Source organism: Streptomyces sp. NPDC007945, from assembly GCF_042958885.1.
Taxonomy (GTDB): Bacteria; Actinomycetota; Actinomycetes; order Streptomycetales; family Streptomycetaceae; genus Streptomyces.
The window spans coordinates 426329-438925 of the sequence record NZ_JBIBJV010000004.1 but is presented as its reverse complement, the minus strand read 5'-3'; the positions used below and the strand labels follow the sequence as shown (position 1 = coordinate 438925).

10 protein-coding genes are annotated in these 12597 nt (G+C 72.6%); 6 read left to right on the top strand and 4 right to left on the bottom strand.

Going from position 1 to position 12597, the window contains the following annotated elements; translation table 11 throughout:
- Positions 1–7: 7 nt before the first annotated feature.
- Positions 8–1135 (bottom strand): NADH:flavin oxidoreductase, encoded by a 1128-nt coding sequence (locus ACFZCF_RS16105; protein WP_388449395.1) that lies wholly within the window; start codon positions 1133–1135, stop codon positions 8–10.
- A gap of 118 nt (positions 1136–1253) precedes the next feature.
- Between ACFZCF_RS16105 and ACFZCF_RS16100 the strand changes: the two genes are divergently transcribed.
- The 3 genes from ACFZCF_RS16100 (at position 1254) to ACFZCF_RS16090 (ending at position 4876) form a co-directional block, all read left to right on the top strand.
- The gene (locus tag ACFZCF_RS16100) at positions 1254–1688 is read left to right on the top strand and encodes a MarR family winged helix-turn-helix transcriptional regulator (protein ID WP_388449396.1); all 435 of its coding nucleotides are present in this window, start codon (positions 1254–1256) and stop codon (positions 1686–1688) included.
- Between the two features lie 446 nt (positions 1689–2134).
- Positions 2135–3808, top strand: a complete 1674-nt coding sequence (locus tag ACFZCF_RS16095; protein ID WP_391286943.1) for a fibronectin type III domain-containing protein — start codon at positions 2135–2137, stop codon at positions 3806–3808.
- A 735-nt stretch (positions 3809–4543) separates the two neighbouring features.
- Positions 4544–4876 carry a type II toxin-antitoxin system PemK/MazF family toxin gene (locus ACFZCF_RS16090; protein WP_391286942.1) on the top strand — a complete coding sequence of 111 codons (333 nt, stop codon included), beginning with the start codon at positions 4544–4546 and terminating at the stop codon, positions 4874–4876.
- Positions 4877–5262: 386 nt separating this feature from the next.
- On the opposite strand, the gene ACFZCF_RS16085 is transcribed toward ACFZCF_RS16090, so the two are convergent.
- A complete protein-coding gene (locus ACFZCF_RS16085; RefSeq protein ID WP_391287096.1) occupies positions 5263–5637 on the bottom strand; it encodes an FKBP-type peptidyl-prolyl cis-trans isomerase in 375 nt (124 codons plus the stop codon).
- Between the two features lie 887 nt (positions 5638–6524).
- On the opposite strand from ACFZCF_RS16085, the gene ACFZCF_RS16080 reads away from it, so the two are divergent.
- Positions 6525–8147 (top strand): alpha/beta fold hydrolase, encoded by a 1623-nt coding sequence (locus ACFZCF_RS16080; protein ID WP_391286941.1) that lies wholly within the window; start codon positions 6525–6527, stop codon positions 8145–8147.
- 332 nt (positions 8148–8479) lie between these two features.
- Here the strand turns inward: ACFZCF_RS16080 and ACFZCF_RS16075 are convergent, their stop codons facing one another.
- Positions 8480–8794: an Imm21 family immunity protein gene (locus tag ACFZCF_RS16075; RefSeq protein WP_391286940.1), complete on the bottom strand. Its 315-nt coding sequence runs from the start codon at positions 8792–8794 to the stop codon at positions 8480–8482.
- A gap of 228 nt (positions 8795–9022) precedes the next feature.
- On the opposite strand from ACFZCF_RS16075, the gene ACFZCF_RS16070 reads away from it, so the two are divergent.
- Positions 9023–10201: an alginate lyase family protein gene (locus ACFZCF_RS16070; RefSeq protein ID WP_391286939.1), complete on the top strand. Its 1179-nt coding sequence runs from the start codon at positions 9023–9025 to the stop codon at positions 10199–10201.
- Between the two features lie 256 nt (positions 10202–10457).
- Complete coding sequence (locus ACFZCF_RS16065) at positions 10458–11321, top strand: hypothetical protein (protein WP_391286938.1); 864 nt, start codon at positions 10458–10460, stop codon at positions 11319–11321.
- On the opposite strand, the gene ACFZCF_RS16060 is transcribed toward ACFZCF_RS16065, so the two are convergent.
- The gene (locus tag ACFZCF_RS16060; protein WP_391286937.1) at positions 11310–12581 is read right to left on the bottom strand and encodes an MFS transporter; all 1272 of its coding nucleotides are present in this window, start codon (positions 12579–12581) and stop codon (positions 11310–11312) included. The two genes, ACFZCF_RS16065 and ACFZCF_RS16060, sit on opposite strands and share 12 nt — an antisense overlap.
- Positions 12582–12597: the final 16 nt, after the last annotated feature.

Sequence of the window (12597 nt, the reverse complement as noted above, 5' to 3'; positions counted from 1 at the left end):
GGCAACCTCAGCTCAGCGTCTTCAGCGCGGCGGCGTCGTAGGGCTTCAGTTCGTCGAACCGGCCGGACAGGACCTTGGACGCCCACTCGGGGTCCTGGAGCAGGGCGCGGCCGACGGCGACCATGTCGAACTCGTCCCGCTCCAGGCGGTCCAGGAGGTCGTCGATGCCCTGGACCGAGGAGCCCTCGCCCATGAAGGCGCCGATGAAGTCGCCGTCGAGGCCGACCGAGCCGACGGTGATGGTGGGCCTGCCGGTGAGCTTCTTGGTCCAGCCGGCGAGGTTCAGGTCCGAGCCGTCGAACTCGGGGATCCAGTAGCGGCGCGTGGACGCGTGGAAGGCGTCGACGCCGGCCGCGGCGAGGGGGGACAGGATCGCCTCCAGCTCCTGCGGCGTCTCGGCGAGCCGGGCCTCGTAGGCGTCCTGCTTCCACTGCGAGTAGCGGAAGATCACGGGGAAGTCGGGCGAGACGTTCGCCCGCACCGCCGCCACGATCTCGGCCGCGAACTTCGTACGGGCCACGGGGTCGCCGCCGTAGGCGTCGGTACGGCGGTTCGTCCCCGCCCACAGGAACTGGTCGATCAAGTAGCCGTGGGCGCCGTGCAGTTCGACGCCGTCGAAGCCGATGCGCTCGGCGGCCGCCGCGGCCTCGGCGAAGGCGCCGATGACGTCGTCCAGGTCGCGCTGCGTCATCGCCTTGCCGGCGCCCTCGGTGCCGTCGGTGCGGATGCCGGAGGGGCCGACGGCCGGGGCCTCGGGGTAGGGCGCCTGGCCCTCCTTGCGGACCATGCCGATGTGCCAGAGCTGCGGCACGATCGTGCCGCCCTCCGCGTGGACGGCCTCGGCGACCTTCGCCCAGCCCGCCAGCTGCTCCTCGCCGTGGAAACGCGGCACCCGGTCGCTCTGGCCGGCCGAGTCGTGGCCGACGTAGGTCCCCTCGGTGACGATCAGCCCCACGCCGGCGGCGGCCCGGCGGGCGTAGTAGGAGCGGACGTCCTCGCCGGCGACGCCGCCCGGGGAGAACATCCGCGTCATCGGCGCCATCGCGATGCGGTTCGGGACGGTCAGGCCGTTCAGCGTGACGGGCCGGGACAGGATCTCGGCCGCGCGGGAGGCGGGGGACGCGGTGACGGTCACAGAAACGCTCCTCATGGCTACTGCTTGACAACTTCGATGCTTGAGAACCTCACGCAATAAGGAAGACGGTAGAGGTCGATATTTGATGTAGTCAAGTATCTCCGGGTAGACTGCCCCCATGACCGAAGCTCCCCGCGCCGACACGGCCCAGCTCATGGAGCTGCTCTCCCTGTCCCTCGGCGTCTACTACGGCGAGTTCATCGCCGCGGCGGCGAGCGAGAACCTGACGGCGAGCCAGGGCAAGGCCCTCACCGTCCTGCGCCGGGGACCTGCGGCGATGCGGGCCCTGGCCGAGACCATGACCTGCGACGCCTCGAACATCACGGGGATCGTCGACCGGCTCGAGAAGCGCGGCCTGGTGCGCCGCGAGGCCGGCACGTCCGACCGACGCGTCAAGAACGTCGTCCTCACCGCCGAGGGCGAGCGCGTCGCCGACGCGATCCGGGACGGGATGCGCACCACCCAGGAGGGCCTCGACCGGCTCGACGACGAGGACCGGGACCGCCTGAGGGGCCTGCTGGAGCGGGTCTTCCTCTCCCAGCCCACCGCCTGAGCGCCCTCCCCTGCCGGGGGTACGACCACCGGGGCCTCGGCGCCGGCGCCGGACGTGCCCCTGCTCGCCGCCGGAGCTGCGGCGGCACCGGGGAGCCGGCGGCCGAGCCCCAGCCCCCCCCTGCCGCCTGCCGCCTGCCGCCTGCCGCCTGCCGCCACGTACCCGTCGCCCAGGCCCCTGCGCCCGCACCTGGCACCCAGGCCTCTGCGCCTCGCACCTGACGCCCAGGCCTCTGTCGCCAACCGCGTGCCGCCCCACCCCACCCGCCCCCTCCATCGGCCAACTCCGCACCCTCCCCGTCTGGTTATCTCGCCGACTGTCGTGACCAGGCATTTCTCCCTGGCGCAACCCAGAAGGTGAGACGGAGGTCTTGACGAGGCGATTGGTCCAGTCCAATGTGTGACGCGCTTGCCCCTCCCTGCCACCCCCACAGCTCCCCTGGAGGAATGGTGCTCGTACGCAATCGTCTGGTGGCGTCGCTCGGCGCGTCGCTTCTGGGCGCGGCGGCGCTGGTCGCCCTGCCCGCCCCAGCCCAGGCCGCCGAACTGCTCACCAATCCGGGCTTCGAGTCCGGCTCCCTGTCCGGGTGGAGCTGCTCCGGCGGCACCGGCTCGGTCGTGTCGAGCCCCGTCCACAGCGGAACCAAGGCACTGGCCGGCGCGGCGAGCGCGTCCGACACCGCCAGGTGCGCCCAGACGGTCGCCGTGCAGCCCAGCACGACCTACACGCTGGCCGGTTGGGTGCGCGGCAACTACGTGTACCTCGGCGTCGACGGCGGCGCCTCGACCTGGACGGCGTCGGCCCCCTCGTACCAGCGCCTCTCGCTGAGCTTCACCACCGGCGCGAGCCAGACCAGCGCCACCGTGTACACCCACGGCTGGTACGGGCAGGGCACCTACTACGCCGACGACCTCAGCCTCGACGGCCCCGGCGGTGGGGGCGGCGGCGACACCCAGGCGCCGAGCGCGCCCACCGGCCTCCAGGCGACCTCCAAGACCGCCTCCTCGGTGTCCCTCGCCTGGACCGCCGCCTCCGACAACGTGGGCGTCACCGGGTACGACGTCTACCAGGGGACCACCAAGGTCAGCACGGTGACCGGCACGACCGCCACGGTCGGAGGGCTGGCCCCGAGCACGGCGTACACCTTCACCGTCAAGGCCCGCGACGCCGCCGGCAACGCCTCCCCCGCGTCCGCACCGGTCACGGTCAGCACCGAGGCGGGCGGCGGGGGCGGCACCGGCTTCAAGCAGGCCGCGCCCTACCTGTACCTCGGCTGGGGCAACCCGCCGTCCCCGGCCACCGTCATGAACGCCACCGGCATCAAGACCTTCACCATGGCCTTCATCCTCTCCTCCGGCGGCTGCAACCCGGCCTGGGACGGCCAGCGCCCGCTCACCGGCGGGATCGACCAGTCCACCATCAACGCCATCCGAGCGGCCGGCGGCGACATCGTCCCGTCGATCGGCGGCTGGTCCGGCAACAAGCTCGGCCCCAACTGCGCCACCCCGGAGGCCCTGGCCGGCGCCTACCAGAAGGTCATCGACGCGTACGGGCTCAAGTCCATCGACGTCGACATCGAGAACACCGACGAGTTCGAGAACGCCGCCGTCCAGGACCGCGTCCTCGGCGCACTGAAGATCGTCAAGGCGAACAACCCGGGCCTGCGCACCATCCTCACCTTCGGCACGTCGACCACCGGGCCCACCTCCTGGGGCCACCGGCTCATCGAACGGTCGAAGGCGCTCGACGCGGGCATCGACGTCTTCACCATCATGCCGTTCGACTTCGGCGGCGGCGCCGACATGTACGGCAACACCATCAAGGCCGCCGAAGGCCTGAAGACCAAGCTCAAGGCCGTCTACGGCTGGGACGACGCCACCGCCTACGCCCACATCGGCATCTCCGGCATGAACGGCCTGTCCGACCAGCAGGAGGTCACCACCCCGCAGACCTGGACGAACATCCGCGACTGGGCCAACACCCACCACATCGCCCGGCTCGCCTTCTGGTCCGTCAACCGCGACCGGGGCTGCGCCGGCGGCGGAGTGACCGAGACCTGCTCCGGCATCGCCCAGGCCGACTGGGAGTTCACCCGGATCACCGCCGGCTTCACCGGCTGACACCACCCCCCGCGCCCGGCGGGCCGGCCCCCCACCGTCCGGGGGGCCCGGCCCGCCGGCGTACGCGCCCACCACCTCGCCCTCCCGCCTCGAGGCGGGTGCGGATGCGTTGTCGCATCGCCGCCGGCGACTTGATTCGGCGTCACGGCCCAAAGCCGGCGACCCCCGGGGCGACGACCACGACGACGAGCACCCTGGCCCACGCGGCGCGTTTCCGGCGTGGGCCGCAGCGTGGAGTTGCCGCCGTGGGCCTCGTCGCCCGCGACCCCCTTCGCGGGGTTTCCGGGGCCGAGGAACCTGCCGACCGCCCGGGCGGCCGACTCAGGGTTGGCGTCTTGTCGACCACCAGCACCGCCCCGTCGTCGCGCAGGTGCTCTCGTACGTACTCGCGTACAGCGTCGGCATCCCGCGTGGCCCGCCCGGGCAGGTGCCGCGTGCCGCGTGCCGCCCGGACTGGTCGCCCGGCCCACTCGGCGATACTCCAGCGGCTTTGCGGGTGGGCCCGGCAAGGGGACCAGCGTCAAGTCCCTCACTCGGCGCCGGGGTTCAACGCGTCCTCACCGGCTCATCAGGACCTCGGACGCCTCCGGTCAGTGGGTGGGGGTTACGCTGTGAACCGCGGGCACCGCAGGGTCTTCTGTTTTCGCACAGCGATGAGCAGCGGTGGTCGCGACGGTCTCCCCAACGCGTCAGGGGCGCGCAGCCTCCGACTGGCGTCCTGGGTCTGGAGGACATGTGCGACGTGGCGAAGTCTGGTGGGTCGCGTTCGACGAGCGGCGGCCGGTCGTCCTGCTGTCGGGAGACGACGCATCCGGGATCCGGGCGATGCAGGTCGTCGCTCCGGCGGGCGTGGACATCAGCGGTCTGGGTGTCGAAGTGGCGGTAGGTGCCGTGGAGGGGCTGCCCTTTGAAGGCGTGCTGCGGATCGCGTTGCCGCGTCCGGGCTTGACCCCTTGCACATGGCTGACCACGGTGTCCCGGGACGACCTGATCGAGAGAGCGGGGGTCCTGCCCTCCGCGAAGCTCAGCGAGATCGAGGATGCGCTCCGTCTCGGTGGACTCGGGTAGCCGGAGACGGAATGGCCACCAGGCACCACACCCTTGATGGTGTGGTCCACGCAGGTCGCCTATTTCTTCGGCGCCCTTCATCGGCGTGATCGCGGTGTACGGCCGGAGCGTCAGCGGGACGACGGCGTCACCGCGCGCGCTGGGTTGACCTGCCCCAGCCCCTGGATCCACGCCGCCCCCGCCTTGTTACCCGACCTCCGCGACGCACGCGGGCAGCGATGCCGTCGCCGTCGGTTTCGGCGTCGCACCCCTCAGCCGTTCGCTCTTGGGACGGCTGGGAGGAGTCGTCGAGCCTTTGCCAGCCGGTTCCCTCGTCGGTGAGGGCAGGCCCCCTGTCTTTCGGAAGGGGGGCCTGCCCTCACCGGACGCAGCGCTCGTGTGTCGCGTCAGCCGACCGAGAGGAGGTCGACTACGAAGATCAGTGTCTCGCCCGGCTTGATGGCCGCCGACGGCGAGCGGTCGCCGTAGGCCAGGTGGGGCGGGATGACCAGCTTCCGGCGGCCGCCGACCTTCATGCCGCGCACGCCCATGTCCCAGCCCTTGATGACCTGTCGACCGCCCAGCTCGAACTCGAAGGCCTCACCGCGGTTCCACGAGGCGTCGAACTCCTCGCCGGTGGAGTGGGCCACGCCCACGTAGTGGACCCCGACCATGAAGCCCTTGGTCGCCTCGGCCCCGTCCCCGACCACCAGATCCTCGATGTGCAGATAGGGGGACGGCCTGCCCCGGGGGGACTCGATCTCCGGTCGCTCAAGGGCCATCGCCCGCTCCTCGCTCTCGTCGCCGGCCGGCCCGTCGCCGGCCGACATGATTCGGCGATCATTCTCGCCCACCCGCCGGGCGGCACTGCGACACCGGGGCGCCCTCCAAGGCTGCGGAGCTCCCCGGTGTCGCAGTGCCGCCGAGTTCGACCCGGGCGGTGTCGACGATCCGAACGGCGCTACGTGCCGCCGGAGGCGATTCGCGGCGCCAGGCTCGTGGCCGAGGGCGGAAACGCGCCGGTGAGTACGAGAAGAGTCCGCGCCACGGGATCTCGCGAGGCGGACGGCTTCGGCGGGCTCACTGCCTCCCATCACCGACTCAGGAGGTCGGCCGGCCCCGGAGCCTCGGGAGGCATAGCCGGCTTGGCTGGCTTGATGACTCGGTGGCTTGCCTGACTCGGTGGCTCGGGTGGCTCAATGACTCGGTGATAATCCGGCTGCCGCCGTGGGGTCGGGCGTCGAGGCGTACTTGCGCGCCTACGGGGCGGAGGCGGTCGGCACCCGGGCCAAGGCCTCGACACACTGTGCTTCCCCCGGACCGGCACGCTCCACTCGTACACCCGCGCGGCACTCGCTGCGCCCCTCCCGCCGTCCGCGCATGCCGTACATGCCTCACAGCACGATCGCTCCCACCCCTCAGGGTCTTCGCGAAGCGCGGCAGCCGTGCGCCTCGCACCGTCCCGCGTCCGCCGGAGTGGTGCTCGTTCGGCCTGGGTGTCGGCCGGAGGCGGGCGTTGAGCAGCCTGGCCAGCGGATCTGCGCGTCGACGGCGTGGGTGATGACGTCGACCGGTAGGACGGCCGTCACGGCCTGGGGGGGGTGGCCTCACCCCCGATGGGGCCGGTGGCCGGATGGGGGGTCGGGGCTTTCGGCGACATGGTTGAGGCATGACAACGACACGCCGTCCGAGTACATCACTCGCCGCCTCGACCCTGGCCATCGCGTCCCTCGCCTCCCTGGCACTCGCCGCCGCCGGAGGACCCGCGAGCGCGAGCGGGACCGGAAGTCAGGCCCGTGCGGTCTCTGCATCCGGTGCCGGAACCGGCACCGACACCGACACCGACACCGCCACCGCCACCGACACGGGGGCCGTGGGCGCGGCTGCTGACGGTCTGCGTTGGGGCGCCTGTCCCGCCTCGGTGAAGCCGGGCGAGGGACAGGAGTGCGCCACGCTCTCCGTGCCGCTCGACCACGGGGATCCGGCCGGGCCGCGTGTCGACATCGCCGTCTCGCGGCTGCTCTCCGCGCGGCCCGAGGCGCGCCGGGGGACGCTGCTCCTGATCGCGGGCGGGCCCGGCAGCTCCGGAGTGCAGCGGCTCTCGCAGAAGGGTGCGGCGCTCGCGGCGGAGACGGGCGGCGCGTACGACCTCGTGGCCTTCGATCCTCGCGGGGTAGGCGGCTCGACGCAGGCGCGGTGCGGGCTCGCGGCCGAGGACCGGTGGCTGGTGACCTTGCGGTCCTGGCCCACCGCCGACGGCTCGATCGGCGCGAACGTCGAGCGGGCGCGCCGGGTCGCCGAGGCGTGCGAGCGGAACGGGGGCGCTCTGCTGCGGAGCCTCACCACCGCCAACCAGGTGCGGGACACGGAGGTTCTGCGGCAGGCGCTCGGTGAGTCGAAGATGTCGGCGTGGGCGAACTCGTACGGGACGTACGTCGCCGCCCGGTACTCCCAGGAGTACCCGAGCCGGACCGACCGCTGGGTCCTGGACAGCAGCGCCGACCCGGATCCGCGCCGGCTGGCGTACGGCTGGCTCGCCGACATGGGGAAGGGCGCCGAGGACAGGTTCCCGGACTTCGCGGCCTGGGCCTCGCACCCGGACCGGGAGGCGGAAGGCCTGCGGCTGGGCGACCGGCCCGAAGAGGTGCGCGCCCTCGTCCTCGACCTCGCCGCGCGTCTCGACCGCGCGCCCCGCGCCACCGGCGTGCCCGGGGCCCTCCTCACCGGCCCCGCCTTCCGGCAGGCGCTGCAGTCCGCTCTCTATTCGGACGCCGCCTTCCCCGGGTTCGCGCGTCTGGTCGGCCAGGCACGCGACCCGGAGGCCGTACCCGCGCTGCCGCCGGAGCTGACCGGGGCGATGCCCGACGAGGCCGCCGCGATCACGGTGGGCGTCGTGTGCAACGACGTCGACTGGCCCCGTGCTGTCCCGGCGTACGCGAGGGCGGTCGCGGCCGACCGGGCACGTCACCCGCTGACCGGTGGCATGCCCGTGAACATCACGCCCTGCGCCTTCTGGAAGGGCGGGGCGGTGGAGAAGCCGGTGCGCCTCACCGACGACGGGCCGTCCAACATCCTGATGATCCAGAACATGCGCGACCCGTCCACCCCGCACTCCTCGGGCCTGAAGATGCGCCGCGCCCTCGGCGACCGGGCCCGGCTGGTCTCCGTCGACCGGGGCGGCCACGGCGCGTACCTGGTCGCCGCGGGCGGCACCGGAAACGCCTGCGGCGACCGGACGGTCACCCGCTTCCTGCTGACCGGCGAGCGCCCCGCCACCGACGTGCGGTGCTGACCGGCGACCGCCACGAGACCGACGTGCGGTGCTGAGCCGTCGCGGGGGAACGGCCGAGCACCTTGCCCGAGCGTCGCCTCACCGATCGCGTGACGCGGCGGCTCGTGGGGAATCCCGTTCGAGGATCTCCTTATGCTTGCGGGCAGCGTCGGCGCGCGCGGCGGTCGGGTGGGGTCGTGAGGTGGTGCTTCAGGGCTAGTCGGCGTGGGTGCGCTCCCCGGGCGTCTTCGTGCACGGTCCTCAGGAAGCCGGGGGCCCTTCGGTCGGACGGCCGCCGAAGGCACGGCTCTCGGCGGTGGGCGGGCTCGGGGAGGGCAGCAGCTGGACCAGGCCTACCCTGGCGTGTCGTCCGCCGGGGCGCGGACGGACCAGCGGCCGGACGGAATCGGACCGAATCGGGGGGGGTGCCTGTTCGGGGAGTGCTCCGCTGTGGGGTGCTCGACGTCCAGGTCGGCTCCGGCTGTGACGGAGTCCATGAGGACCGCCGGTCCGTCCGTCTCCCAGGCCTCGCACTCCTGCCACCCGGTCGCCGGGGCGGTGAGGTCGGTCCGGGCGTCAGCGAGGAGTTCGGCGTCGTCCGGGACGTCGCCGTCCCCGTTGACCTGCCCCTCCTTCACGCACCCCTGCCAGGCGCCCCTCGCGGACACGCGGAGGGCGATCAGAGGGCCGCCCATCGACGAGACCCGGACGAGGGGCGGTCCGGCCGGGCCGGGGGCGGAGGGTGAGCGCGGCTGCTGGGCACCCGTGTTTCCTCCGCGCGCCCCCACCCCTTCCCTCACACCTTGACGGAAGGTTGGTCCAGACCTATGGTCTCGCCAACGCGCCTGCCCTGCAAGGCGCTTCACGTTCGTTCCAGAACGGAAGGCCCCCCACCCATGCGCACAACCGCACTCCTCACGGCCGTCACCGCCCTCGTCGCCGGCGCCCTCGCCTGGCCGTCCGCACCCCGCGCCGAAGCCGCCCCCACCGTCTTCGTCCACCCCGGAGTCACCGTCTCCCAGGGTCAGTTGGATTTTGCCCGCGCCAAGGTCCTGGCCGGCGCCCAGCCCTGGAAGGGTGCGTACGACCAGATGATGGCGAGCAGGTACGCCGACCTGAACCGCACCCCGAGGCCCCGCTCGGTCGTGGAGTGCGGCTCGTATTCCAACCCCAACAACGGCTGCACCGACGAGCGGGAGGACGCGATCGCGGCGTACACCCACGCCCTCGCCTGGTACATCAACCGCGACGCCCGCCACGCGCAGAAGTCCATCCAGCTGATGGACGCCTGGTCGGCCGTCATCACGGACCACACCAACAGCAACGCCCCGCTCCAGACCGGCTGGGCGGGCTCCTCCTGGCCAAGGGCCGCCGAGATCATCAAGCACACGTACAGCGGGGGTTGGCCGAATTCCGGCCGCTTCGGGACGATGCTCCGCGACGTCTACCTCCCCGAGGTCATCAACGGCTCCCACTCCAACGGGAACTGGGAGCTGTCGATGATGGAGGCCGCCGTCGGCATCTCCGTCTTCCTGGAGGACAGGGCGTCGTACGACAAGGCCATGGCGAAATTCCGCACGCGCACCGCCGCCTACGTGTACCTCGCCTCCGACGGCGCGCTGCCGAAGACCGTGCCGAGCCAGAACCTCGACACCCGAGACAAGATCGTCAAGTACTGGCAGGGTCAGTCGACCTTCACCACCGGCCTCACCCAAGAGACCTGCCGCGACCTCACCCACACCGGTTACGGCATCTCCGCCATCGCGCACGTCGCCGAGACCAGCCGGATCCAGGGCCATGACCTGTACGGCACGGACGTCGGCGAGCGGCTGCGCCAGGCGCTCGGCTTCCAGGCCAGGTACGAACTCGGCGCGACCGTGCCGAGCACGCTGTGCGGCGGCACCCTGCACCTGGGGCTCGGTCCCGTCACGGAGGTCGGCTACAACGCCCTGCACAACCGTCTCGGCTTCGCCATGACCAACACCGAGGCGCTGACCAAGCGCAATCGCCCGGCCGGCAGCAACAATCTCTTCGTCGCCTGGGAGACCCTCACCCACGGGGACAACCCCTCCTGATCGGGACGCCGAGGTTGTGCCGGCCGGGACGGCGGTCGTACGGCGTCGGCGTGACCGTCGCTGCCGGTGAGACCGGGATCTCCGGTGAACCCCAGGTCAAGGGAGGTGCGGGGCCCGGATAGGCTGCGGGCACGGTCGACGTGCACAGGTCAGGAGGCGGGTGCGTACGGCTTCGTCACGCCCCTTCGGTTCCTTCCCGTTCCCGCCTGTTCCCGCCTGTTCCGCCGCTTCCTGCCTTTCCTGGAGTTCCGCCGCCATGCGCCGTGCCCTGCCTTCCACCCTCGTCTGCGTCGCGCTGCTCACCGTCGGGTGCGCGGCGAGGGGTCCGGCGGGCACGGCCGCCACACCCGCGGCGTCCACGGCGTCCACGACGTCCACGACGTCCACGACGTCCACGACGTCCACGACGACAGCGACAGCCACCGCAGCCGCGACGGCGACCGCGGATGTCGATCACCTGCGGACGGTCCGCGCGGCCGTCGAGGGGCTGACCACGGCGCGTACGGCGTACCGCTGGGAGGTCGGGCAGACGGGCGGCAGCACGTACGCCCTCACCGGCGAGGGCGGGCACGACTTCGCGCGCAGGCGGGGCACGTTCGCCGTGGGGCTGGAGGACGTCGCACGGTTCGATCAGGTCTTCACGCCGGAGCGGCTCTACGTGCGGGGGACGACGACGAAGGAATCGGTCGACTGGATGTACGTGGACCGGGCCGAGATCAAGGCCGAACGCCTCCTCAAGGCGCCGGGCAACGACCCCGAGTTCCTGATGCGGCAGGTGCTCCTGGGCGAGCGCTATCGGCAGCTCGCAGTGGAGGACGTGGCCGGAGCCCCGGCGACCCGCTACCAGGGCGCGCTCACCCATGCCGCGCTGACCCTCGGCATGTCCGCGGACGCACGGAAGAAGGTCGACCAGGTGCGCGACATGCTCGGCGGCCCGATTCCCGCCACCGCCGACGTGTGGATCGACCGGCGGGGCCGGCTCGTACGGGTGCGGCTGCAGATGGACCTGGAGGGTCTGTTGAAGTCCACGACGACGCTGACCCTCACCGCGCAGGGCGAGCCGGTGAAGGTGCGGGTGCCGGCCGACGCCGTCGAGGCCGACGCGTCGTCACTCGTCTGACCCGGTAGAGCCCACGGGGCCCACGGGGCGCACGGGGAGCCTCTCGGCCTCGCGGAGGCGTCGGGTGGTGACCCGGGAGGCGAGGGGGGCCGCGGTGAGGGCGAGTCCGGCGGCCGCGGCGAGGAAGACGGCACGGACTCCGAGGTGGCGGCCGAGCAGGCCGCCGCCGAGGGCGCCGAGGGGGACGACGCCCAGGACGATCAGGCGGTAGGCGGCCGTGACGCGGCCGAGGAGTGCGTCCGGTACGGCGGCCTGGCGCAGGGTGCTGACGACGATCTGGTTCAGCGAGCCGGCGAACGCGGCGCCGAACATCGCGGCGAGGGCGAGCGGCGTGCTGTGACCGAGCCCCAGGACCGCGTAGCCGGCGGCGGGGACGAGGGCGGCGAGCCAGGTGGTGGGGCCGCCGCCGACGCGGGGCACGAGGCGTTCGGCGAGCAGCGATCCGGCGATGGCGCCGGCCGCGGGAACGGCGATGAAGAGGCCGTAGTGCGAGAGGGCCACGGCGTACGGGCCCGTGACCAGCACGACGAGGAGAGCGCCGGTGGCCGCACCGAAGAAGTTGATGGCCGCCGAGATGAACGCGACGCGGCGCAGCAGGTCGTGGCGCCAGAAGTGGGACCATCCGGTCCGGATGTCCTGGGCCAGGGTGGCCCTGCCGGAGTCGCCCGGGCCGTCCTCCTCGCCTGCGGGGCGCAGTGCGGGCAGCAGCAGGGCCGCGAGTCCGGCGACGGCGAACGCGGCCGCGCCGGTGAAGAAGGCCGCCGACGCCGTCAGCGCGAACAGCGCGGCGCCGGCGGGTGGGCCGACGAACGTGTTGACGAGCGCCTGCGTGGCGAACAGCCTGCCGTTGGCGCGCTCCAGCTTCGCGCGGGGCAGGAGGCGGGGCGGGATGGCCAGGGCCGCGTTGTCGACCATCGTCTCGGCGCAGCCTGCTATGAACACCGCCGCGTAGAGGAGGCCGACGTGGCGCCCTCCGCCGGCCAGGGCGAGGGCGAGCAGCGCGAACCCGGCCGCGCGCAGCAGGTTGCCCGCGACGAGGATCCGCCGTCGGTCGATGCGGTCGGCGAGCGCGCCCGCGGGGAGGGTCGCGAGCAGCCAGGGCAGGAACTGCGCCACCGTCATGCCGGACACGACGAGCGGGTCGCGGGTGAGGGTGGCGACGAGGAGGGGGGCCGCGGCCTGGAGGAGGCCGTCGGCGAGGTTCGAGGACGCCTGGGACGCCCACAGGGCGGTGAACGGTCTGACGACGGCGACGGGCACGGTCGCTCCCCTCCTG